Genomic DNA, 23,721 nt, shown 5'->3' on the forward strand with positions numbered 1-23,721 from the left:
ACGCGGTGGTGGACGAGGCCGGCGCTGCGGCGGCGTCGCGCGGGATGTCGGCCGTGGCCGCCGCGGGCAATGACGGGCCGCGCGCCCCGCCGCGCTATCCGGCCGCGCACGCTTGGGCGATCGCGGTGACCGGGGTGGACCGCAACGCGCGCATCTTCGCCCTGGCGGTGCGCGGGCCGCACATCGCCTTCGCCGCCCCCGGCGTCGATCTGCCCGTGCTGGTGGCCGCCGACCGCCCGCCGGTCCTGCGCTCGGGCACCTCCTACGCCGTGCCGTTCGTCGCCGCGGCGCTGGCGCTCGCCCGTGCCTCCGGGCTGGATGCGGACGTGGCGATCCGGCAGCTCGCCGCGGCGGCGCGGGACCTCGGCCCGCCCGGACGCGATCCGATCCACGGCTGGGGCCTCGTGCGCGCAGTCGGCGACTGCTGAGCGGCCCCCGACCTTGCAGCCCGGCGCGCAAGCCGCTAGGCGCCTCGCATGACTCGACCCGTGATGCTGGTGGTCCTCGACGGCTGGGGCTGGCGCGAGGAGACCGAAGACAACGCCGTCCGGCTCGCCCGCACGCCGCACTTCGACCGCCTCTGGGCCGAGTGCCCGCACGCCTTCCTGCGCACCTCCGGCAAGGATGTCGGGCTGCCGGACGGGCAGATGGGCAATTCCGAGGTCGGGCATCTGAACCTCGGCGCCGGGCGGGTGGTGATGCAGGAGCTGCCGCGCATCGACGCGGCGGTGGCGGACGGCTCGCTCGCGACGCTGCCGGCGCTGACGGCGCTGGTCGCGCGCACGACCGGCACCGTGCACCTGATGGGGCTCGTCTCGCCCGGCGGGGTGCATGCCCACCAGGACCACGCGCTGGCGCTCGCGCGCGCGGTGACGGCGGCGGGCAGGCCCGTCGCGGTGCATGCCTGGCTCGACGGGCGCGACACGCCGCCGCGCGCCGCGGCCGAGGACCTTCCGCCGTTCGTCGCGGCGCTGCCCGCGGGCGCACGCGTCGCGACGATCGCCGGCCGCTACTACGCGATGGACCGCGACAACCGCTGGGACCGAATCGAGCGGGCCTGGCGCGCGATCGTGCTCGCGGATGCGCCGCGCGTCGCGGAGCCGATGGCGGCGGTGCGTGCGGCGCATGCGCGGGACGTCACCGACGAGTTCGTGCCCCCCGCGGTGGTGGGCGACTACGCCGGCATGGCGGACGGCGACTCCGTGCTGTGCTTCAACTTCCGCGCTGACCGGGTGCGGCAGATCCTCGCCGCCCTGCTCGATCCCGGCTTCGACCGCTTCCCCCGTCCGCGCGTGCCCAAGCTCGCCGGGGCGGCCGGGATGACGCAGTACTCGGCCGAGCTCGCGCCGCTGATGGAGGCGCTGTTCCCGCCGCAGAGCCTGCACGGCATCCTCGGCGAGGTGGTGGCGGCGGCGGGCAGGACGCAGCTCCGCATCGCCGAGACCGAGAAGTATCCGCATGTCACCTATTTCCTGAACGGCGGGCGCGAGGAGAGCTTTCCCGGTGAGGAACGGATTCTCGTGCCCTCGCCGAAGGTCGCGACCTACGACCTCAAGCCGGAGATGAGCGCGCCCGAGGTGACCGAGCGCGCGGTGGCGGCGATCCGGTCGGGGCGGTTCGACCTGATCGTGCTCAACTTCGCCAATCCCGACATGGTCGGGCACACGGGCAGGCTGGACGCGGCGATCCGCGCGGTCGAGACGGTCGATGCGGGGCTCGGGCGGATCGCCGAGGCGGTGGCCGAGGCGGGCGGTGCGCTGCTGGTGACGGCCGACCACGGCAACGCAGAGCTGATGCGCGATCCGGTGACGGGCGGGCCGCACACCGCGCACACGACCAATCCGGTGCCGGTGCTGCTGATGGGCGGGCCCGCGGGCGCCCGGCTGCGTGATGGCCGACTTGCCGATGTCGCGCCGACGCTGCTCGCGCTGATGGGGCTCGCCCAGCCCGAGGCGATGACGGGGCGGAGCCTGCTCGCCGATCCGGCGCGGGACCGGACATGCCCGGGCCATGGGTTGCCGGGCACGACAGGCAGCGGCTAGGCTCACGACTGGTGGGGCGGATCGCCAAGCCGCACGACGGATCGCGGCCGTCCGGCCATCGCCCGGTCGCCCCGCGGGGAGCGGTGAGGGCCGAGGACGCGGGGCACCGGCGCGAGCCGTCCAGCCCATGAGGCTGCGGAGACACGCGCGCCGCCAACCATGCCATCGGACGAGGAAGGGGACGGGACGACCATGACGACACGACGCGAACTGCTGACCGCCGGCGCGGCGCTTGCGGCCGCCGGGGCCCTGCCGCGGCCGGCGCTGGCGCAGGGCGCCCGGCGCAGCGTGCTGCGCGTGGTGCCGCACGCCAACCTGACCGTGATCGATCCGATCTGGACCACCGCCTACATCACGCGCAACGCCGGCTTCATGGTCTGGGACACGCTGTTCGGGCTGGATTCCCAGTTCCGCCCGCAGCCGCAGATGGCCGCGGGCCACACGCTCTCGGACGACCGCCGGGTCTACACCATCACGCTGCGCGAGGGGCTGACGTTCCACGACGGGACGCCGGTGCGCAGCGCCGACTGCGTCGCCTCGATCAAGCGCTGGGCGGTGCGCGATGCGATCGGCCAGAAGCTCGCCACCCTGGTGGACGAGTACCGCGTGCTGGACGACCGCCGCTTCGAGATCCGGCTGAAGCAGCCCTTCGCGCTGACGCTGTTCGCCCTCGGCAAGCCGGCGAGCAATGTCTGCTTCATCATGCCCGAGCGGGTCGCCGCGACCGATCCGAACACGCAGATCGCGCCCGAGGACGTGATCGGCTCCGGCCCCTTCCGCTTCAAGCGCGACGAATGGAACCCCGGGGCGCGCGCGGTCTGGACGAGAAACCCCGACTATCGGCCGAGGAGCGAGCCGGCCGACTGGGTCGCGGGCGGCAAGCGGGCGAACTTCGAGCGCGTCGAGTGGCACATCATCCCCGACGCGGCCACCGCCGCGGCGGCGCTGCAGTCGGGCGAGGTCGACTGGTGGGAGACGCCGCTCGCCGACCTGTTCCCGGTGCTGCGGCGGGACCGCAACATCGTCCTCGAGCAGATGAACCCGCTCGGCGAGATCGGCATCCTGCGCTTCAACCACCTGCACCCGCCGTTCGACAAGGCCGGCGTGCGCCGCGCGCTCGCGATGGCGATGAACCAGGCCGACTACATGCAGGCGATCGTCGGCAATGATCCGGCGCTGTGGAAGCACGCCGGGTTCTTCACGCCCGGCACACCGATGGCGACCGAGAGGGGCCTGGAGGCGCTGAAGGGCCCGCGCGACATCGAGGCGGCGAAGCGTGCCCTGGCGGAAGCGGGCTACAACGGCGAGAAGGTGGTGCTGCTCGCGGCGACCGACATCCCGATCACCAACGCCCAGAGCCAAGTGACAGCGGAGGTGCTGCGCCGGCTCGGCGTGAACCTCGAGTATGTCGCCACCGACTGGGGCACGGTCGTGCAGCGGCGGGCCTCGCGCGAGCCGGTGGAGCGGGGCGGCTGGAGCCTGTTCCACACCTGGTGGGCGGGGTTCGACCACGCCAATCCCGCCGCGCATCTGTCGCTGCGCGGCAACGGCACGGGGCCGGGGAGCTGGTTCGGCTGGCCGACCAGCCCGCGGCTCGAGGAGCTGCGCGAGGCGTGGTTCGCGGCACCCGACGAGGCCGAGCAGGCGCGCATCTGCGAACGGATGCAGATGGTGGCGCTCGAGGATCTGCCCTATGTGCCGACCGGGCAGTTCTTCATCCCCTTCGCGTTCCGGCGCGACATCACCGGCATCCTGAAGGGGCCGATGCCGCTGTTCTGGAACGTCGCGCGGAGCTGAGGCGGCGGTCGTCCTGCGCCCGGGCCTCGCCGGATCGGACGGGCGGCGCGGCGCACGGTCGGGGCCGGCTGCCCGCAGGGCGAGGCGGCGGGGCGTTCACAGGTCCCGCGCCATGCGTGCGCCCCGGTCTGCCGCATTTGTGTGCAGGCTCGGCCCACCCCTTGCCTTGATCGGCCCCGAAGCGGAGCGATACCCTGTGTGATCGGCGGATCCCGGGGTGACGGCCCCGCGCGGCGCACCGCGCCTGAACGGACGGTCTGGTATGAAGGTCTCTTTCCGCTCGGCTCTCCTCGCTGCGGCGATCGCGTTCGGCGCCGGCGCGGCGCTGAACCACCCGGTTGGCGACTGGCTCGGCGCGCGCCTCGGTCTCGGCGCGCTCGCCCAGGACGGGGGCCGGGCCGACACCTACCGGCTGCTCTCGCTGTTCGGCGACGTGTTCGAACGCATCCGCGCCGAGTACGTCGAGCCGGTGAACGACCGCGAGGTGATCGAGGCGGCGATCAACGGCATGCTGACCAGCCTCGATCCGCACTCCGGCTACATGAACCCGCGCACCTTCCGCGACATGCAGGTGCAGACGCGCGGCGAGTTCGGCGGGCTCGGCATCGAGGTGACGCAGGAGGGCGGCTACATCAAGGTGATCAGCCCGATCGACGACACCCCGGCCTTCCGCGCGGGGGTGAAGGCCGGCGACCTGATCACGCATATCGACGGCCGCTCCGTGCAGGGGCTGACGCTGAACGAGGCGGTCGAGCGGATGCGCGGGCCGCCGCGCACCGAGATCAAGCTGACGATCCGGCGCGAGGGCGCCGCCCAGCCGATCCAGATGACGATCGTGCGCGACATCATCCGCATCCAGTCGGTGCGCGCGCGGCTCGAGGACGATGTCGGCTACATCCGCATCACGAGTTTCAACGAGCAGACCGATGCCGGCCTGCGGCGGGCAGTCCAGCAGCTGCGCAGCCAGGGCGGGGCGCGCCTGAAGGGCTTCGTCATCGACATGCGCAACAACCCGGGCGGGCTCCTGGACCAGGCGGTGTCGGTCTCGGACGACTTCCTCGACCAGGGCGAGATCGTGTCGACGCGCGCGCGCCGGCCCGAGGACGCGCAGCGCTACAACGCCAAGCCGGGCGACATCGCCGCCGGTCTGCCGCTCGTGGTGCTGATCAACGGCGGCTCCGCCTCGGCGAGCGAGATCGTCGCCGGCGCGCTGCAGGACCACCGCCGCGCGGTGGTGATCGGCACGCGCAGCTTCGGCAAGGGCTCGGTGCAGACGGTCATGCCGCTGCCCGGCAACGGCGCGATCCGGCTGACGACCGCGCGCTACTACACGCCCTCCGGCCGCTCGATCCAGGCAACCGGCATCCAGCCGGATGTCGTGGTCGAGCTCTACGAAGGCGAGGCCAGGGCCGAGGCGCGCGACCGCGAGGCGAACCTGAACCGCGCCCTCTCGAACGACGGCGGCAACGGCGCCCGCCCGGCCCCGATCGCCCCGCCCGCCCTGCCGCCGGGCTTCGTCGAGGCCTCGTCGAACCCGCCCAAGCCGCCCGGCGAGGGACAGCCGCCGATCCAGTTCGGCGACGTCGCGCGCGACTACCAGTTGCAGCGCGCGATCGAGCTGGTGCGGGGGCTGGCGGTGATGCGGCGGGCGTCGAACTGAACATCGCGCGCGACGGCACCCGACATGGCTGAACGGATCGGCGGCGGGCTGTCGCCTGCATGGCGCGCGCTGATCGCCTTCTGGCTGGTGCTGCTGGCCGGCGGCGCCGGGCTGGTCGCATGGCTCGAACTCGCCCCCCCGCCCGACTCCCCCGCCGTCGAGCGCGTGCCGGCTGCGCAGCCCGGTGACGCAGGCGCGACCGCGCGAAGCGATGCCGGCCGACCGGACGGACCGTCACCGGGCACCGCCGCCGACGGACGGCCGGCAGGCCTCGATGCCGAGCCCCGTCCGGAAGGGCTCGGCACGCCCGCCCCCGCGCACACCGCGGCGCGGCCGGAGGGCCTCGCACCGGATGCTGTCCCGGAAGCCCGCCAGCCCTGGCGGGCCCATGCCCGCCCCTTCGACCAGTCCGACCGCAGACCGCGCATCGCCGTCATGGTGGTGGGGCTCGGGATCAGCGAGAGCGCCACCGCCACCGCGATCGAACGCCTGCCCGGCGAGATCAGCCTGGCGTTCTCACCCTACGGACGCGACGGCCTGCTGGAGCGCCAGGTCGCCGCCGCGCGCGCGGCCGGCCACGAGGTGCTGATCGGCCTGCCGATGGAGCCGGCGAACTTCCCGCTGAACGATCCGGGCCCGCAGGCGCTGCTCACCGGCCTGCCGCCGCCGGAGAACGCGGCGCGCCTCGCCTGGGTGCTCTCGCGCGCGCAGGGCTATGTCGGCGTCACCAATGCCGCCTCCGCCGTCCTGCGCGGCGAGCGCTTCACCGCCTCGGCCGAGGCGATGCGCCCGGTGCTGGAGACGCTGCGCGCGCGCGGCCTGCTCTACGTCGAGGCACGGCCCGGCGAACGCCCGCCGGCGATGGTGCCGGCGCGGACGGCCGACCTCGTGATCGACGAGCGGCCGGCGCGCGCCGAGATCGAGGCCCGGCTGGCCGAGCTCGAAGCGATCGCGCGCGAGCGCGGGGTCGCACTCGGCGTCTCGGGCCCCTCGCCCCTCTCGCTGGACCGGCTGGCCGCCTGGGCCCCCGGCGCGGCTGCGCGCGGCTTCGCCCTCGCCCCGGTCAGCGCCGTGGTGATCAGGCCGGCGACGGCCGCGCGGCCGTGAGCCGTGATCGCTCCCTGCTGCCCTACCGCCCGAATGTCGGCGCGGTGCTGTTCGCGCCGGATGGCCGCGTGCTGGTCTGCCGCCGCGCCGATCTGCCCAACGCGGAAGGCGCACCGGGCGGCTGGCAGCTCCCGCAGGGCGGGCTGGACGAGGGCGAAGATCCGCGCAGCGCCGTGCTGCGCGAGCTCGCCGAGGAGATCGGCACGGACCGCGCCGAGATCCTGGCCGAGCATCCCGACTGGCTGACCTACGACCTGCCGCCCCGCCTGGTCGGCGTCGCGCTCGGCGGCCGCTATCGTGGCCAACGCCAGAAATGGTTCGCGCTGCGCTTCCTCGGCACCGATGCGGACATCCGGCTCGACGCCGACCCCCATCCCGAGTTCGACGCCTGGCGCTGGGTGCCGATCGAGGACCTGCCGGCGCTGGCGGTGGACTTCAAGCGGGACATCTACGCGGAGCTGGCGCGCGCCTTCGCCCGGTTCGCACGTCACGATTGAGCGAAGCGCATAGCCGGCGCACGGTTCTCAACCTTGACGTGCTGGCCCTGCGTCTCGATCTGGCGCACAGTATCGTATTCCGGGACTTGCCCGGAACGCTGCAGGTGGCGGCGCACGCCGCCAGGGATCCTCGCCGGTGAAGGAACTCATCGAACAGGCGGCCGAGCTCGGAGCGGCCAACTTTGCCGCCACGTCCGGCCGCGTGCCCGACCGGTTCAAGCTGCTGCGCGACACGGCACCCGCGACCTTCGCGGGCTATGCGCTGATGCGCGCCGCGGTGATGCGCGACCGGAAGGACGGCGGTGCGCTCGATCTCAAGACCAAGGAATTCGTGTTCGTCCTGCTCGACGTGCTGGCGGGCAACCGGGAGGGCGCGGTCGCGCATCTGGAACGGGCGATCGCGCTCGGGCTGACCCTCGAGGAGCTCGCCGAGGGCCTCACGCAGGTCATCATGGTGGGCGGCATCATGACCTGGAACCTCGCCGGCGCCGAGGTGATGCGCCGGGCCGTCGATCTGGCCGCCGAACCGCGCGTCGTGCCGCCGCCGTTCGGCTGAGCCGGCCGGGATGTGAGCGGGAGCACCGCCCTGATGTGGCGGCCGGTCGGGGCTGCCGGGGGCGTGGCCGGCGCCGCCCTCTCCCGCCTCAGGCCGCTCTGGCGGCGCGCGGGAGGTTGCTGTTCGCAGCCGCCCGCTGCGCGATCGCCTCGTTCCGGCGCTGCTTGAACCGGATGAACCGGTGCGCGGCGCGCGCGGCGAACTCCGACAGCCGGCCGCGCGGCGGCAGCCCGACCGCCTTGAAGATCATGCCCATGCCGCGGTCGATGTGGCGCACCTTGTAGTAGGTCATCGCCTTGGCCATGTAGGTCGCGATCGCCGTCTTGCGGTCGTAGGGCGCGCCCTCCGGCATGTTGCCGCAGTGGAACGCGAACGCCAGTTCGTCGTCCTCGCTCTCGCCGATGCGCCCTGCCGCGATCCGCATGCGCTCGAAGAGCGAGATCTTCTCGCGCGCGAGATAGCGCCGCATGTGGTCGTAGAAGAGCTTGAAGTGCCGGTACTCGTCGGCGGCGATCAGCTGGCACACCTGCTTCAGCACCGGCTCCTCCGTGCCCTCGCCGAGCGCGGTGTAGTAGGAGGAGGTGCCGGTCTCGACCATGCAGCGCGCGATCAGCTCGCCGGTGCGGCTGCCGCGCACGGAATGATCCGCCTCCAGCGGGATGCGGTAGCCGGACCGGAAGCGCGCGAAGGCGGCGCGGTAGTCCCAGGACGGATCGGCAAGCGTCGCCCAGCGGCCGAGCGCTTCGCCGTGCTGCACCTCCTCGACCGCCCAGTTGCGCGCCGCCTGCTGGAAGTCCGGATCGTCGTGGAAGACGTTGCAGAGATAGGTCGCGTAGTCGTCGCCGTTGCGCTCGACCATCGCCGCGGCCTTCACCAGCGGCACGATGTCCGGATCGACCTTGGCGGGATCGAACCTGTCCCAGCCGACCTGGTCGATATGCCAGTGCTTCATGGCGTCGCCGTCCTTCCCGGTTCTCGAACAGCCATGCCTTCCCCTTGGAGGGGGGACTCGGCCTCCGCGGGGAACGCTAGCACAGGAATGGGGATTGCGCGGCGCGGCGGCAACCCCCGCTCGCGGATCAGAAAGCGAGCCGAATCAGGCTGTTGGGACGGGTCTGCGATCGCCCGCAGCTTCAGCGGCGGGATGCTGCCGCCGCCATCGCGCGCGCCGCGACTAGGCGCGCCATGGCGCGTTCCATCACCTCGCCCTCGCGGGTCCCGGCCGCCTCCTCATAGGCCTTCTCGGCCTCGGCGATGCGCGCGCGCGCGGTCTCGGGAGAGAGCTCGTCCGCCGGGATCGCCTCGTCGGCGAGCACCGTGCAGCGATCCGGCGCGATCTCGGCGAAGCCGCCGCCGACATAGAGCTCGCGTGTCACGCTGCCGCCCTGGTGCACGCGGATCAGCCCGCCCTGCAGCGTGACGATCATCGGCGCATGGCCGGCCAGCACGCCGATATAGCCCTCGGCCGCCGGGATCTCGGCGAGATCGACCTTCTCCGACAGCAGGAGCCGTGTCGGGCTGACGATCTCGAGCGTGGTCTGTTCCGCCATCGCGCTGCGTTCCCGGATGCGGCCGCGCTCAGGCCGCCTCGGCGGCGAGCTTCTCGGCCTTTGCGACCGCCTCCTCGATCGTTCCGACCATGTAGAAGGCGGCCTCGGGCAGGTGGTCGTACTCGCCGGCGCAGATCGCCTTGAAGCTGCGGATCGTGTCCTGGAGCTCGACGAAGGCGCCGGGCTGGCCGGTGAACACCTCGGCGACGTGGAAGGGCTGCGAGAGGAAGCGCTGGATCTTGCGCGCGCGCGCCACGATCAGCTTGTCCTCCTCCGAGAGCTCGTCCATGCCGAGGATGGCGATGATGTCCTGCAGCGACTTGTAGGTCTGCAGGATCCGCTGCACCTCGCGCGCGACCGTGTAATGCTCCTCGCCGACGATGCGCGGATCGATCGCGCGGGATGTCGAGTCGAGCGGATCGACCGCCGGATAGATGCCGATCTCGGTCAGCGCGCGGGAGAGCACGGTGGTGGCATCGAGATGCGCGAAGGAGGTCGCGGGCGCAGGGTCGGTCAGGTCGTCGGCCGGCACGTAGATGGCCTGCACCGAGGTGATCGAACCCTTCTTCGTCGAGGTGATCCGCTCCTGCAGCGCCCCCATGTCGGTCGCCAGCGTCGGCTGGTAGCCCACGGCCGAGGGGATGCGGCCGAGCAGTGCCGAGACCTCCGAGCCCGCCTGGGTGAAGCGGAAGATGTTGTCGACGAAGAACAGAACGTCCTGCCCCTCCTCGTCGCGGAAGTACTCGGCGAGGGTGAGGCCGGTCAGGCCGACGCGCGCGCGCGCGCCCGGCGGCTCGTTCATCTGGCCGTAGACGAGAGCGGCCTTCGAACCGGGCCCGTCGGTCTTGATCACCCCCGACTCGATCATCTCGTGGTAGAGGTCGTTGCCCTCGCGCGTCCGCTCGCCCACGCCGGCGAACACCGAATAGCCGCCGTGCTTCTTGGCGACGTTGTTGATCAGTTCCATGATCGTGACGGTCTTGCCGACGCCCGCGCCGCCGAACAGGCCGATCTTGCCGCCCTTCAGGTAGGGCGCGAGCAGGTCGATCACCTTGATCCCGGTGACCAGGATCTGCGCCTCGGTGGACTGCTCGACGAAGGCCGGCGCGTCGCGGTGGATCGGGAACTGCCTCGCGGTCGCGATCGGGCCGCGCTCGTCGATCGGCTCGCCGACGACGTTGAGGATGCGGCCCAGCGTCTCCGGCCCGACGGGGACGCGGATCGGCCCGCCCGTGTCGGTCACCTCGGCGCCGCGGACCAGCCCGTCGGTCGAGTCCATGGCGATCGCGCGCACGGTGCTCTCGCCGAGGTGCTGGGCGCATTCCAGCACCAGACGGCGCCCGTTCACCTCGGTGTGCAGGGCGTTGAGGATGTTCGGCAGCTCGCCGGGGAACTGCACGTCCACGACCGCGCCCAGCACCTGGGTGATCCTGCCGACGTTGTTCGATGCCATCGTCCGTACTCCCTGGCCCTGGGGGCCGATTCCTCTGTCGCGTTGTCCTCGCCGTCCGGGCGCCGCGCGCGGTCAGATCGCTTCCGCGCCCGAGATGATCTCGATCAGTTCCTTGGTGATGTTCGCCTGGCGCTGGCGGTTGTAGTTCAGCGTCAGCCTGGCGATCATGTCGCCGGCATTGCGGGTGGCGTTGTCCATCGCCGTCATGCGCGCGCCCTGCTCGCCGGCAGCGCTCTCCAGCAGCGCGCGATAGATCTGGATCGCGAGGTTGCGCGGCAGGAGCTCGGCGAGGATCTCCTCCTCGCCCGGCTCGTACTCGTAGGATGCGCGCGGCCCGTCCGCGGTCTGGGCCGGCGTGCCCTCGATGCTCGCGGGGATCAGCCTCTGCTCCGACGGCACCTGGGTGATGACGTTCTTGAAGCGGTTGTAGATCAGGGTGCAGACGTCGAACTGCCGGTCCTGGAGCATCGCCGTCACCTGGCCCGCGATCTCGACCGCGTCCTCGAACCCGATCTGCTTGCGGCCGACGAAGTCGATGCTGCCGACGATCTGCTTGCGGAACTCGCGGCGCAGGTAGTCGCGGCCCTTGCGCCCGACGGCGAGGATCTTCACCGTCCGTCCCTGCTCCATCAGCGCGCGGATCCGGTTGCGCGCGAAGCGCGAGACGGCGGCGTTGAAGCCGCCGCACAGGCCGCGATCCGCCGAGACGACCACGAGCAGATGCACCTCGTCCTTGCCGGTGCCGACCAGCATCGGCGGGGCGATCGGGCTGCCGGCGACGGAGGCCGCGAGCGCGCCCAGCATCCGCTCCATCCGCTCCGCATAGGGACGGGCCTGCTCGGCCTGGCTCTGCGCGCGCTTCAGCTTCGACGCGGCGACCATCTTCATCGCCTGCGTGATCTTGCGCGTCGAGCGGACGCTGTTGATCCGCGTGCGGAGCGCCTTCAGGCTCGGCATTCGTCTGTCCCCGGACCGCGCGCCTCAGGCGAAGGTCTTGACGAAGGCGTCGAGGAAGGCGACCAGCTTCTCCTCGGTCTCCCTCCTGATCTCCTTGTGGTCGCGGATCGCCTCGAGGATCGCCGGTTCCTTGGCGCGCAGCTCCGACAGCATCAGCCGCTCGAACCGGCCCACATCCTCGACCTTGATCGGATCGAGATAGCCGCGCGTGCCGGCGAAGATCGCCACCACCTGCTCCTCCACCGGAACCGGCTGGAACTGCGGCTGCTTGAGCAGTTCCGTCAGCCGCGCGCCGCGCGCCAGCAGGCGCTGCGTCGCGGCATCGAGGTCGGAGGCGAACTGCGCGAAGGCGGCCATCTCGCGGTACTGCGCGAGCTCGAGCTTGATGCGTCCGGCCACCTGCTTCATCGCCTTCACCTGCGCGGCCGAGCCGACACGGCTGACCGAGATGCCGACGTTCACGGCCGGGCGGATGCCCTTGTAGAACAGGTCGGTCTCCAGAAAGATCTGACCGTCCGTGATCGAGATGACGTTGGTCGGGATGTAGGCCGAGACGTCGCCCGCCTGGGTCTCGATCACCGGCAGCGCGGTGAGCGAGCCCGAGCCGTTCTCCTTGTTCAGCTTCGCCGCACGCTCGAGCAGGCGCGAATGCAGGTAGAAGACGTCGCCCGGATAGGCCTCGCGGCCCGGCGGACGGCGCAGCAGCAGCGACATCTGGCGATAGGCGACGGCCTGCTTGGAGAGGTCGTCGTAGAAGATCACCGCATGCATGCCGTTGTCGCGGAAGTACTCGCCCATGGCGCAGCCGGAATAGGGGGCGAGGTACTGCAGCGGCGCCGGCTCCGAGGCGGTGGAGGCGACGACGATGGAATACTCCATCGCCCCGTACTCCTCGAGCGTCTTGACGAGCTGGGCGACCGTCGAGCGCTTCTGGCCGACCGCGACATAGATGCAGTAGAGCTTCTGGCTCTCGTCGCCGGACTGGTTGATCTTCCGCTGGTTGATGATCGTGTCGATGATCACCGCGGTCTTGCCGGTCTGCCGGTCGCCGATGATCAGCTCGCGCTGGCCGCGCCCGATCGGGATCAGCGCGTCGATCGCCTTGATGCCGGTCTGCATCGGCTCGTGCACGGAACGGCGCGGGATGATGCCCGGCGCCTTGACGTCGACGCGCCGGCGCTCGGCGGCCTCGATGGGGCCCTTGCCGTCGATCGGGTTGCCGAGCGGATCGACCACGCGACCCAGCAGCCCCTTGCCGACCGGCACGTCGACGATCGCGCCGGTCCGCTTCACCGTGTCGCCCTCGCGGATCGCGCGGTCGTCGCCGAAGATCACCACGCCGACATTGTCGGTCTCGAGGTTCAGCGCCATGCCGCGCAGCCCCGCCGCGGGGAACTCGACCATCTCGCCGGCCATCACGGCGGAAAGGCCGAACACCCGGGCGATGCCGTCGCCCACGCTCAGCACCTGGCCGACCTCGGCGACGTCGGCCTCCTCCTCGAAGCTGGCGATCTGCTGCTTCAGGATCTGCGAGATCTCGGCGGGACGGATCTCCATGTCAGGCGGCCCCCTTCATGGCATGGGCGAGCCGCTGCAGGCGGCTCCTGATGGACGAATCGTAGAGACGCGAGCCGAGCTTCAGCACGAGCCCGCCGAGGATGGCGGGATCGACCCGCTCGGCCAGACGCACGCGCGCATGACCCGCGCGGTTGAGCGCCGCCAGCAGCTGGGCACGGCGGGTGTCGTCGAGCGGCACGGCCGTCACCACCTCGGCCTGCTCCTCGCCGCGGCGTTCGGCGTCGAGCGCGCGGAACGCGGCGATGATGCGGGCAAGCAGCGCCGCGCGGCGGTTGCGGACCACCACGCCGATGAAGTTGCGCACCTCGCGCGGCACGGAAAGCCCCGTGGCGGGATCGTCGAGCACCGCGAGCACGGCCTTGAGCTGCGTCTCGGCGGGAATGAGCGGACTTTCCAGCGTGCGGCGGAAGACCGCATTCTGTTCGATCGCGGCGGCGACCGCGTCCAGACCCTGGGCGATCCGGTCGTGGATCCCGGCATCGCCCCGTTCGTACCTCTCGCGCGCGAGCGCCATCAGCCCGCCGGCATAGCGTGACGGAATGGCGTCGACGGCCGCACGCGCCTCCCGCGCCATCCTCAGCGCGGCGGCGATCTCGGCGACTTGCGGATTGGTCTCCGGCACGCGGACCCGGTCCCCGTTCTGCTGCGGCGCGCGCTTGGGCGCCGGCACGAAAAACACGGCCCGCGGGGCGAGCCCCCGCAGGCGCGGCGGGGGTTACCATAGCCCCTCCGGCGGCGCAACAGGGCTTGGCCGGGCCCCAGACTCATGTGTTGGTCCAGCCCCCGAGCATGCCGCACTCCCCCGCCCGCGATCATCCCGTCTTGTCGTCCCTCGTGTCCGGACGGTGCGGTCGCTGTCGGGAATGCCGGTTGACCCGCCCCCTCCCCGGCGCCGACCATGCCGGGCGATGAGCGACTCCGCCTCCCTCATCCGCAGCGCCCCCTGGGCGCGGCTCGCCGCGCGCGCGGCCGACCCGGAAGCGAGCGCGATCCGCGCCCGGCTTATCGCCGACCCCAACCGCTTCGCACGGTTCTCGCGCACCGGCGCCGGCCTGCTGATCGACTTCTCGCGCACGGCGCTCGACGGGGCGCTGCTCGACGACCTGCTCGCCCTCGCCGAGGCCGCCGGGCTCCGCGCGTTTCTCCGCCGCATGGCGGCCGGCGCGTGGGTGAACGCGACCGAACGCCGCGCCGCCCTGCACGTGGCACTCCGTGCCCCGCGCAGCGCCGGCTACCGCGCCCGCACGGCGGACGGCTGGGAGGATGCCTCCGGCACCATCCACGCCGAGCTCGACCGGATGCACGGCTTCGTCACGGGCGTGCACAGCGGCACCATCACGGCGGCGAACGGCACGCCCTTCGCCAATGTGCTCAATCTCGGCATCGGCGGCTCCGATCTCGGCCCGGCCATGGTGACGGAGGCGCTCGCGCACACCGGAGCGCGCCTCGATGCGCGCTTCGTCGGCAATGTGGACGGCCACGCCCTCGCCCCGGTGCTCGACCGGCTCGACCCCGCGCGCACGCTGGTGCTGATCGCGTCCAAGTCCTTCACCACCCAGGAGACCATGGCGAACGCCGCGGTCGCGCGCGAATGGCTCGCGGCGAAGCTCGGCGAGGCGCGGATCGGGCAACATCTCGCCGCCCTCTCCACCAATCTGCACGCCACCGACGCGTTCGGCATCCCGCGCGACCGCGTGTTCGGCTTCAGGGACTGGGTGGGCGGGCGCTTCTCGCTCTGGTCGCCGATCGGGCTCGCGATCGCGCTCGCCCGCGGCTGGGAGGTGTTCGCCTCCCTGCTCGCCGGCGCGCACGCGATGGACGCGCACGCGCTCACGGCACCACCGCGTCGCAACCTGCCGATGCTGCTGGCGCTGATGCACACCTGGCACGCGACCTTCCTCGGCCGTCCGGCCTATGCGTGCCTCCCCTACGACCAGCGGCTCGCGCGCCTGCCGGCCTGGCTGCAACAGCTCGAGATGGAATCGAACGGCAAGCGGGTCGATCTCGCCGGGCGGCCCGTGTCGTTCCCGACCGCGCCCGTGGTGTTCGGCGAGCCGGGCACGAACGTCCAGCACAGCTTCGGCCAGCTCCTGCACCAGGGCACGGCGGTGATCCCCGCCGATCTCATTCTCGTTGCTAGACCGGATCATGGGCTCCGCGCGAACCACCGCATCCTGCTCGCCCATGCCGCCGCGCAGGGAGCGGCCCTGGCGCTCGGCCGCAGCGAGGAGGAGGCGGTCGCGGAACTCGCGTCCTCCGGCATCGATCAAGCGCGCGCGGCCGAACTCGGCCCGCACCGGACCTTCCCCGGCAACCGCCCGACCATCGGCATCATCCTGCCGCGCCTCGACCCGCATCATCTCGGCGCGCTCTTGTCCCTCTACGAGCACAAGGTCGCGCTGCAGGCCGCGCTCTGGGGCATCAACGCCTTCGACCAGTGGGGCGTGGAGCTCGGCAAGACGCTCGCCGGCGGCACCGAGGCGGCCCTGGCGACGGGCGACACGGCAGCGCTCGATCCCGCGACCGCCGGGCTCGTCGTCGCGCTGCGGCGGCTCACCGGATGACGATCCGCCTCCTTCCCCCCGCCGTTGCCGACCGCATCGCCGCCGGCGAGGTGGTGGAGCGTCCGGCCTCGGTCGTGAAGGAGCTGGTCGAGAACGCGCTCGACGCCGGGGCGCGGCGCATCGCGGTGGCGATCGAGGGCGGCGGCACCGCGCGCGTCACGGTGGAGGATGACGGTGCGGGGATCGCGCCGCATGAACTGGCGCTGGCGGTGGAACGCCACGCCACCTCCAAGCTCGCCGATGAGCGGCTGATCGAGATCGCCACACTCGGCTTCCGCGGCGAGGCGCTGCCCTCGATCGGCGCGGTGGCGCGGCTGGAGATCGTCTCGCGCGCGGTCGGGTCCGACACCGGCGCGAGGATCGCGGTCGAGGCCGGCGCCAAGGGCGAGGTCCGCCCGGCCGCGGCACCGCCGGGCACGCGCGTCACCGTGCGCGACCTGTTCTTCGCCACCCCGGCGCGGCTCAAGTTCCTCAAGACCGCGCGCACCGAGGCCGAGGCCTGCGTGCAGGCGGTGCGGCGCCTCGCACTCGCCCACCCGGCGGTCGGCTTCACTGTGACGCTGGACGGGCGCGAGGCGCTCGCTGCGCCGCCCGCGGAGCGGTCCCGCCGCATCGCTGGACTGATCCCCGACCTCGCCGAACACGCGATCGAGGTCGCGTCCGAACGCGGCGCCGTCGCGCTCGCCGGCGTGATCAGCCCGCCGAGCCTGACGCGCGCGACCGCGACCGAACAGCATCTGATGGTGAACGGACGGCCGGTGGCGGACCGGCTGCTCCGCACCGCGCTGCGTGTGGCCTATGGCGACCTGATCGCCCAGGGCCGGCATCCGCTCGCGGTGCTGGCGCTGACCCTGCCGGCCGAGGCGGTGGACGTGAACGTGCACCCGGCCAAGGCGGAGGTGCGGTTCCGCGAGCCCGACGCGGTGCGCGGCTTCGTCATCTCGGCGCTGCGCAGCGCGCTCGGCACCGCGCGCAGTGTCGCGCCCGCGCCGGCCGTGCGCTGGCCGCCTCCGATGCACCTCGCCGCCGGCGCGACCGCGCTCGCCGAAGCCCCCGCCCTGCCGCTCGCCGCCCCACCGCTCGCCCGCCCTGTGCCCGTGGCGCCGCCGCAGCCCGAGCATCCGCTGGGCGCGGCACGCGCGCAGCTCCTCGACACCTACATCGTCGCCGAGACCGCCGACGGCGCGGTGGTGCTGGTCGACCAGCACGCCGCTGCCGAACGCCTCGCGCACGAGGCCCTGAAGCGCGCACTGGAAGCGGGCGGCGGCACGTCGCAGACGCTGCTCTCGCCCGAGGTGGTCGAGCTCTCCCCCGCCGCCGTCGAAGCCGTGCTCGCGCGCGCCGACGACCTCGCCCGTCTCGGCCTCGCGGTCGAGCCGTTCGGCGGTGCGGTTCTGGTGCGCGCGGTGCCCGCCCCGCTCGCCGGCTGCGACGCCGCGGCCCTGCTGCGCGACATCGCCGAGGAACTCGCCGAGAGCGGCGAGACGACGCTGCTCCGCGTGCGGATCGATGCGGTGCTGGCGCGCATGGCCTGCCACGGGTCCCTGCGCGCGGGCCGCCGCCTCACCCCGGCGGAGATGGATGCGCTCCTGCGCCGGATCGAGACCACGCCGAACAGCGGCACGTGCAGCCACGGCCGCCCGACCTGGATCCGCCTGACGCGCGGCGAGCTGGAACGCCTGTTCGGCCGGCGCTGACCGAGGAGTCTCCCATGCCGTTCGACCTCGCCCGCGCGCCGGCGGCCGCCGACGGGATCGCCGCATCCTGGGCTGCCGCGCGCGGCCCCGGTGGCGCGATCGTGCTGTTCGACCGGGACGGTCCCCGTGCGGCCGCCTGCGGCGGGCGCGCGAGCCTCGACCACGCGCTCGCGATCACGCCCGACACGGCATTCCGCTGGGCCTCGATCACCAAGCACGTGCTGGCGGCGCTCGTGCTGCGCGAGGGCGGGATCGGCCTCGACGATCCGCTTGGTCGGCACCTCCCCGAGCTCGCGCCCGCGCCGGCCGCCGTGCCGGTCGGCCGCGCGCTCGACATGACGAGCGGGATCGCCGACGCGATGGAGGCGTTGTGGCAGTTGGGCGTGCCCTGGACCGCGACGCACACGCGCGACGCGCTCTTCCGCTTCACCGCCGGGATCGATGCGCTGAACCATCCACCCGGAACCGAGATCTCCTACACCAACACCGGCTATCGCTGGATGCAGCACGCGATCGAGAAACGCGTCGGCCCGGTCGGTGCGGCGTGGCGCGAGGCGTTCTTCGCCCCGCTCGGGCTCCATTCGGTGCAGTTCCCGGAGGATTTCACCGACCCCGTGCCCAGCCTCGCCACCGGCTACTGGCGCGACGCCGAGGGTGCCTGGCACAGCGGGCGCTACGGCACGCATCTCTCCGCCTCGGGCGGGCTCGCAGGCTCCGCGCGCGACCTTGCGACCTGGCTCGCCGCGCTGCTCGCCGACCGCGCGGCCGTGCAGGGTCTGCTGCCCCGGCTCGCGCAGCGCCGCCGCCTGACCGACGGGCGCGAAACCGGTTACGGGTTCGGCATCGCGCATGCGCCCTTCCTCGGCATCCCGCTCTACGGCCATGGCGGGTCGCTGCCCGGGTTCAAGAACCACGTGCTGATCGCCCCCGAGCACGATGTCGGCGTGGTGTTGCTGTCGAACCGCGAGGACACCGATCCGCTCGGCGTGGCCCTCGAGGTGATCGCCGCCGGACTCGGCGCCACGCTCCCGCCGCCGACTATCGCGCTGCCGGACGGGCTCTTCGCCGCCGCGGACGGTGCGCCGTTCTGGATCGAGCTCGCGAACGGGCGCGCCAGCTTCCTTGGCGCGGCGGAGCAGCTCTTCGACGGCGGCGATGGCTGGGCGATCTCGCGCAGCCCGTACATGTGGATGCGGCTCAGGCACGAGGGCGGCGCGATCACGGGCGAGATCAACCATGTCGCGCGCCGCTTCGTTCCCGTCGCGCGCGACGCCGCGCCCGACGCGGCCTGGGCCGGACGCTGGCGCAACGATGCGCTCGGCGCCGAGTTCGAGGTCGCGGTCGCGCAGGGCGCGGCGACGCTGACCATGGGTGCGGGGCCCCTGCGCAACGCGATGCCGCTCGTCCCGCTCGGCGCGGGTCGCGCGCTCGGCCGCCGCAGCGACGGGCCCTGGATGCAGCGCCCCTGCTTCGCCTTCGCGGGCGACACCTGCCGTCTTGTCACCAACCGCTGCCGCGTGTTCACCTTCCGCCGCGCCTGACAATCGGGGAAGAAACGATCATGACCCTGCGCCGAACTGTGCTCGCGGTGGCGACTGCGTGCGCCCTCGCGATGCCCGCCGCTGCCCAGGACAAGGTGCTGCGCGTCGTGCCCCATGCCGATCTGCGCACGCTCGATCCCGTCGCCGTCTCGGTGGTGATCACCCGGATGCACGGGCTGATGATCTACGAGACCCTGTTCGCCTGGGACGAGAACCTCCAGCCGAAGCCGCAGATGGTCGAGCGCTGGTCGGTCTCGCCGGACGGGCTGACCTGGACGTTCACCCTGCGCGAGGGGCTGAAGTTCCATGACGGACAGCCGGTCACCACGGCGGATGTCGCGCAGTCGCTGCGCCGCTGGATGGCGCGCGACACCGTGGGGTCGCGCATCGGCGACGCGCTCGCCTCGCTCGACATCGTCGATGCGAAGACGTTCCGGATGGTGCTGAAGCGTCCCTTCGGACTGATGGAGTACGCGCTCGGCTCCGCGGTCGGGCAGATCCCGGTGATCATGCGCGAGGAGGACGCGAAGACCGATCCGGCACGGCCGATCACCACCGCAATCGGCTCGGGCCCCTTCCGCTTCAACCGCGACCGCTGGATGGCCGGGCAGGTGGTCGTCTATGACCGCAACCCGGACTATGTGCCGCGCAGCGAACCCGCCTCCGGCCTCGCCGGGGGGCGCGTCGTCAAGGTCGATCGCGTCGAGTGGCGCAACATCCCCGACGCCTCGACCGTCGCGGCGGCCATGCAATCGGGCGAGATCGACATCTGGGAACAGCCGGCGACCGACCTGATCCCCGTGCTCGCCCGCGCGCGCACGGTGACGCTCGACAGGCTGAACACCATCGGCACGCAGGGCATGCTGCGGCCGAACAGCCTCTTCCCCCCGTTCAACGACCACCGCGCGCGGCTGGCACTCGCCTACATGGTCGACCAGGCCGACGTGATGGCCGCCGGGTTCGGCGACGAGCGCTGGTGGCGCCGCTGCGAGGCGTTCTTCATCTGCGGCAGCGTCTACGGCTCCGAGGCGGGCGCGGACGATCTGCGCCGGCCGAACATCGAGAAGGCGAAGTCGCTGCTCGCCGCGGCAGGCTACAGGGGCGAGCGCATCGTCTTCGTCACCACCAACGACATCGCGCCGATCGGCCGGATGGCCGAGGTGGTCGCGGCCGGGATGCGGCAGGCGGGCATGAACGTCGATCTCCAGTACAACGACTGGGGCACCGTGATCACGCGCCAGGTGAACCGCAACCCGCCGGATCAGGGCGGCTACAACATCTTCCTGACCTACGCCTCGGGCGCGACCATGTTCCATCCGCTGACCAACATCGGCACCAACATGTCCTGCGACGGCCGCAACTGGGCCGGCTGGCCCTGCGACGAGGAGGCCGAGCGCATCCGCCGCGCCTTCATCGACGCGACCGACGAGACGACGCGCAGGCGGCTGGCCGAGGAACTTCAGGCGCGGCTTGCCGTGGTGCAGCCCTATCGCGTGCTCGGCCAGGCGGATCTGCCCTATGCACGCCGCAACGCGGTGACGGGCGTGCTCGCCTCTCCGGTGATGGTGTTCTGGAACATCGAGAAGAGGTAGGCGGAGGCGGCTCCCCTCATCCTGGCCCTCTCCCGCGCGCGGGAGAGGGCCGGGGCAAGGGCGGGCCGGTCGTCTCGTCTCAGAAATATGCGATCGCGCGCCCGCTCGACGCGACACCGAGCCAGAGCGTCGCCGAGAACGCGGCGAGCGTGCGCGCAAGCTGCCCCGGCTCCTGCCCCTCCGCCGGCCAGGCGACGCGATGGAAGAACAGCACATTGGTCAGCGCCAGCACGACCAGCACCATCTTCACCGCGAAGGCGTCGTTGGTGGCGACATGCGTCGCATCCGCCGCCAGCATCACCGCGCCGGAGGCCACGATGATCGCGAAGCCCGTGCGCGCCACCGGCAGCAGGAGCCGTGCCGCCGCCGGGAACGGCACCGCGCGCGCCACGCCCAGCACGCGCAGGTCGAACGAGACGATCGAGCCGACCAGCAGCGCGATCCCGAGCACATGCGCGATCGAGGCGGCCGGATAGAGCCAGAGACTGTTGCGCGCGACCTCCCCCAGCGCGCTCGCCTCCAGCCACACCGCCCAGTCGGGCGGGCTGATTCCGGTTCCGTGCTCCATCACCCGGTCAGCGGAGCTGCGTCACCATCTCGCCGATGCGGATCCACTCCGCGCGCAGCTCGTTCTCCTTCTGGCGGTGCGGGTAGCCCATCACGGTCACCGTCATGCCCGCGCGCAGCCTGTCTGCGGCCACGCCGCGGCTGGTCATGCGGAAGGGCGGCGCCAGCACCACCTCCCAGGTCTTGCCCGGCGTCTTCAGCCAGATCGTCGCATGCGGGTTGACGAACTCCACCCGCTCGATCTCGCCCGTGAGCGTCTGCGGGTTCTGCGCCTCGTAGCTGCCCCAGCCGTGATGCGCCGTCGCCGGCGCGGCGATCAGCGCCGGCGCGAGTGCGAGAAACAGACGACGTGTCGGCATGGCGTTCTCCCCGGTCGCAATCCTGTGCCAGAGTGCGCGACCGAACGGTCGCATGAAAGCCTCGCGCACGCATCCGTGAGCGATGCTCCCTGCCCCGTCAGCCGAGCGGCACCAGCCTGAGCGCCGAGGCGAGCGTACGCCGTGTGGCCGCAAGGTCCCCGGACCGGTCCACCGCGAAGGTCGCGAGCGCGACCAGGAACGCATCCGTCAGGCCGATCTCCTCGAGCGCACGCAGCGGCCCGCTCCGGTCGAGCTGGGCCGCCTCGCGCACCCAGTGGATCAGCCGCGAGAGGTTGAACACCATCGGCACCCAGTGATGCGGGTGGAAGGGCCAGGCCTTCTCGCGAATCATCGCCAACGTCACCGCGCGCCGCGCCGCCGCCGCCTCGAACCAGCGCAGCATCACCGCCTCCGCCCGCTCGCGCGGCGCGAGGATGGCGAAGGCCGCCGGATCGGCCGGCGGCGCGATCATGGCCGCAAGCAGGCGGCGGAAATGCGCATCCGCGAGCGCGTCCTGGTCGCGGAAGCGCGCGAGCACCTCGGTCAGGGGAAGGCCGAGCTCGCCCGCGACCTCGCGCAGCCGGAGGTCGTGCCAGCCGACCACCTGGGCGCGATCGAGCGCCGTGTCGAGGATGCGTTCGGCGAGCGCGTCCATGGGACTCAGATAAGAAGGCTCCACCGCGGGGGAAAGGGTCATGCGTCGCTGGCCTCCCGTCAGCGAAGCGGCTCAGGCGGCCCCCTTTCCCCCCGCACCTCCTATCCCGAGAACCTCGCGCCGCGACCACCGCAGCACCAGGAGCACGGCGACCACGGCGAGTCCGAAGGCCAGCCCGAACCAGATCCCGATCGCGCCGATGCCGGCACCGAAGGCCAGAGCCGCACCGAACGGCAGGCCGAGCACCCAGTAGCCGAGCCCGGCGTAGAGCATCGGCACACGCGTGTCCTTCAGTCCGCGCAGCGCACCTGCGCCGATCACCTGCATCCCGTCGACCACCTGGAAGAGCCCCGCCACCATCAGCAGCCGCGCCGCGAGCGCGGCGACCTCGCCCGCCGCCGGCAGCGCCGGATCGAGGAACAGCGCGACGATCGGGCGGGGGAGCGCGAGGAACACCAGCGCCATCGCGCCCATGAACGTCCCGCCCAGCGCCAGCGCGGTCCAGCCCGCCCGGCCCACGCCCGCGCGGTCGCACGCCCCTGCCGCGAGCCCCACCCGTACCGTCGCCGCCTGGCTGATCCCCATCGGCACCATGAAGGTGAGGCTCGCGCACTGGATGGCGATCGCGTGCGCGGCCACCGACACCGCGTCGATCCAGCCGACCAGCAGCACGGCCGCGTTGAACACCATCACCTCGAACAGCAGCGCGCCGACGATCGGCAGCGAGACACGCAGCAGTTCCGCCATGCGCGCGCGATCGAGCCGCCACAGCCGGCCCAGGAGGGCGTAGCGGCGGAACTGACGATCCGTCACGCAGACCCCGAGCAGCAGCGCCATCATCGTCGTCATCGAGGCCGCGCTCGCGAGTCCGGCGCCGACGATGCCGAGTTCGGGCAGGCCGAACCGGCCGAAGATGAACAGCCAGTCGAGCAGCCCGTTCAGCGGGATCGCGAGCATGGTCGCGACCAGCGCGGGCTTCGGCCGTTCGAGCGCGGAGACGAAGCTGCGCAGCACCATGAACCACCAGAACGGCAGGAGCCCCGGCAGCAGCGTGCGCACATAGAGTCCCGCCGGCGCCGCGATCGCCGCTTCCTGGCCGAGCAGCAGCAGGATCGCCTCGGCCTGCCAGAGCACGAGGCTCGCCGGCAGGGCGAATCCCGCTGTCGCCCAGAGCCCCATCCGCGCCGAACGCCGCACGTCGCGCACCGCATGGCGCCGCCGCCCGAGCGCCTGTGCCATCAAGGGTGCGGTGCCGAAGGCGAGCCCGAGCCCGGCGATCGCGAACGTCCAGTAGAGCGCAAGCCCGATCGCCGAGGCGGCGAGCGCCACCGCGTCGTAGTTGCCGAGCATCGCCGCATCGGTGATACCCATCGCCATCTGCGAGAGATTGGTCAGCGCGATCGGCCAGGCGAGCGCGAGCGTGGCCCGGATCTCGGCCAGCCAAGCGCCGCCCGCCGCCGCGCGGACGGGCAGCGCGGTCGTCGTCATGCCTCCCGCTATAGCCGAGGGAAGGTGTTGCGCGCCATCGCGGCGGCCTCGACAGCCCGCC

At 72.3% G+C, this 23,721-nt stretch carries 21 protein-coding genes; 11 read left to right on the forward strand and 10 right to left on the reverse strand.

Annotated elements, in window-relative coordinates; all coding sequences use genetic code 11:
* The 7 genes from FK498_RS03915 to FK498_RS03945 form a co-directional block, all read left to right on the forward strand.
* A partial coding sequence (locus FK498_RS03915) for a S8 family serine peptidase (RefSeq protein WP_141851732.1) occupies positions 1 to 428 on the forward strand: 428 nt, incomplete at its 5' end.
* 48 nt (positions 429 to 476) lie between these two features.
* Positions 477 to 2,042, forward strand: coding sequence for a 2,3-bisphosphoglycerate-independent phosphoglycerate mutase (gene gpmI, locus FK498_RS03920; RefSeq protein ID WP_141851734.1), 1,566 nt, complete (start codon positions 477 to 479; stop codon positions 2,040 to 2,042).
* Between the two features lie 192 nt (positions 2,043 to 2,234).
* Positions 2,235 to 3,839: an ABC transporter substrate-binding protein gene (locus tag FK498_RS03925; RefSeq protein WP_141851735.1), complete on the forward strand. Its 1,605-nt coding sequence runs from the start codon at positions 2,235 to 2,237 to the stop codon at positions 3,837 to 3,839.
* A 262-nt stretch (positions 3,840 to 4,101) separates the two neighbouring features.
* Positions 4,102 to 5,499 carry a S41 family peptidase gene (locus FK498_RS03930; protein WP_141851737.1) on the forward strand — a complete coding sequence of 466 codons (1,398 nt, stop codon included), beginning with the start codon at positions 4,102 to 4,104 and terminating at the stop codon, positions 5,497 to 5,499.
* Between the two features lie 24 nt (positions 5,500 to 5,523).
* Complete coding sequence (locus FK498_RS19180; RefSeq protein ID WP_161988303.1) at positions 5,524 to 6,606, forward strand: divergent polysaccharide deacetylase family protein; 1,083 nt, start codon at positions 5,524 to 5,526, stop codon at positions 6,604 to 6,606.
* The gene (locus tag FK498_RS03940; RefSeq protein ID WP_141851741.1) at positions 6,603 to 7,103 is read left to right on the forward strand and encodes an RNA pyrophosphohydrolase; all 501 of its coding nucleotides are present in this window, start codon (positions 6,603 to 6,605) and stop codon (positions 7,101 to 7,103) included. The genes FK498_RS19180 and FK498_RS03940 overlap by 4 nt, the downstream gene beginning before the upstream one ends.
* 136 nt (positions 7,104 to 7,239) lie before the next feature.
* Complete coding sequence (locus FK498_RS03945; protein ID WP_141851743.1) at positions 7,240 to 7,659, forward strand: carboxymuconolactone decarboxylase family protein; 420 nt, start codon at positions 7,240 to 7,242, stop codon at positions 7,657 to 7,659.
* An 88-nt stretch (positions 7,660 to 7,747) separates the two neighbouring features.
* Here FK498_RS03945 and FK498_RS03950 read toward each other — a convergent pair whose 3' ends face one another.
* The 6 genes from FK498_RS03950 to atpH form a co-directional block, all read right to left on the reverse strand.
* The gene (locus FK498_RS03950) at positions 7,748 to 8,611 is read right to left on the reverse strand and encodes a ferritin-like domain-containing protein (RefSeq protein ID WP_141851745.1); all 864 of its coding nucleotides are present in this window, start codon (positions 8,609 to 8,611) and stop codon (positions 7,748 to 7,750) included.
* 181 nt (positions 8,612 to 8,792) lie between these two features.
* On the reverse strand, positions 8,793 to 9,209 hold the full coding sequence (atpC, locus tag FK498_RS03955) for an ATP synthase F1 subunit epsilon (RefSeq protein ID WP_141851747.1): 417 nt from the start codon (positions 9,207 to 9,209) through the stop codon (positions 8,793 to 8,795).
* A gap of 28 nt (positions 9,210 to 9,237) precedes the next feature.
* The gene (atpD, locus tag FK498_RS03960; RefSeq protein WP_141851748.1) at positions 9,238 to 10,662 is read right to left on the reverse strand and encodes a F0F1 ATP synthase subunit beta; all 1,425 of its coding nucleotides are present in this window, start codon (positions 10,660 to 10,662) and stop codon (positions 9,238 to 9,240) included.
* Between the two features lie 72 nt (positions 10,663 to 10,734).
* Positions 10,735 to 11,619, reverse strand: coding sequence for a F0F1 ATP synthase subunit gamma (locus FK498_RS03965; protein WP_141851750.1), 885 nt, complete (start codon positions 11,617 to 11,619; stop codon positions 10,735 to 10,737).
* Between the two features lie 24 nt (positions 11,620 to 11,643).
* Entirely contained in the window at positions 11,644 to 13,176 is a 1,533-nt protein-coding gene (atpA, locus tag FK498_RS03970) for a F0F1 ATP synthase subunit alpha (protein ID WP_141851752.1), read from the reverse strand.
* Position 13,177: 1 nt separating this feature from the next.
* A complete protein-coding gene (gene atpH, locus FK498_RS03975) occupies positions 13,178 to 13,819 on the reverse strand; it encodes an ATP synthase F1 subunit delta (RefSeq protein WP_141851754.1) in 642 nt (213 codons plus the stop codon).
* A 286-nt stretch (positions 13,820 to 14,105) separates the two neighbouring features.
* Here atpH and pgi point away from each other — a divergent pair, with 286 nt between their 5' ends.
* Genes pgi through FK498_RS03995 form a run of 4 tightly spaced genes read left to right on the forward strand, consistent with a single transcriptional unit; the run spans position 14,106 to position 20,591 of the window.
* The gene (gene pgi / locus FK498_RS03980) at positions 14,106 to 15,761 is read left to right on the forward strand and encodes a glucose-6-phosphate isomerase (RefSeq protein ID WP_141851756.1); all 1,656 of its coding nucleotides are present in this window, start codon (positions 14,106 to 14,108) and stop codon (positions 15,759 to 15,761) included.
* Positions 15,758 to 17,458, forward strand: a complete 1,701-nt coding sequence (gene mutL, locus FK498_RS03985) for a DNA mismatch repair endonuclease MutL (RefSeq protein ID WP_141851758.1) — start codon at positions 15,758 to 15,760, stop codon at positions 17,456 to 17,458. The genes pgi and mutL overlap by 4 nt, the downstream gene beginning before the upstream one ends.
* A gap of 14 nt (positions 17,459 to 17,472) precedes the next feature.
* Positions 17,473 to 18,999, forward strand: a complete 1,527-nt coding sequence (locus FK498_RS03990; RefSeq protein ID WP_141851760.1) for a serine hydrolase — start codon at positions 17,473 to 17,475, stop codon at positions 18,997 to 18,999.
* Between the two features lie 20 nt (positions 19,000 to 19,019).
* Positions 19,020 to 20,591, forward strand: a complete 1,572-nt coding sequence (locus FK498_RS03995) for an ABC transporter substrate-binding protein (RefSeq protein ID WP_202614735.1) — start codon at positions 19,020 to 19,022, stop codon at positions 20,589 to 20,591.
* A 79-nt stretch (positions 20,592 to 20,670) separates the two neighbouring features.
* On the opposite strand, the gene FK498_RS04000 is transcribed toward FK498_RS03995, so the two are convergent.
* From FK498_RS04000 to FK498_RS04015, 4 genes are all read right to left on the reverse strand, one after another.
* Positions 20,671 to 21,159: a DUF6644 family protein gene (locus FK498_RS04000; protein WP_141851762.1), complete on the reverse strand. Its 489-nt coding sequence runs from the start codon at positions 21,157 to 21,159 to the stop codon at positions 20,671 to 20,673.
* Between the two features lie 7 nt (positions 21,160 to 21,166).
* A complete protein-coding gene (locus FK498_RS04005) occupies positions 21,167 to 21,517 on the reverse strand; it encodes a DUF6152 family protein (RefSeq protein ID WP_141851764.1) in 351 nt (116 codons plus the stop codon).
* 97 nt (positions 21,518 to 21,614) lie between these two features.
* Positions 21,615 to 22,214, reverse strand: a complete 600-nt coding sequence (locus FK498_RS04010; RefSeq protein WP_141851766.1) for a hypothetical protein — start codon at positions 22,212 to 22,214, stop codon at positions 21,615 to 21,617.
* A 30-nt stretch (positions 22,215 to 22,244) separates the two neighbouring features.
* Entirely contained in the window at positions 22,245 to 23,660 is a 1,416-nt protein-coding gene (locus FK498_RS04015; protein WP_141851768.1) for an MATE family efflux transporter, read from the reverse strand.
* Between the last annotated feature and the right edge of the window lie 61 nt (positions 23,661 to 23,721).

Origin of the sequence: Elioraea sp. Yellowstone (assembly GCF_006704265.1) — a bacterium.
Classification (GTDB): Bacteria; Pseudomonadota; Alphaproteobacteria; order Acetobacterales; family Acetobacteraceae; genus Elioraea.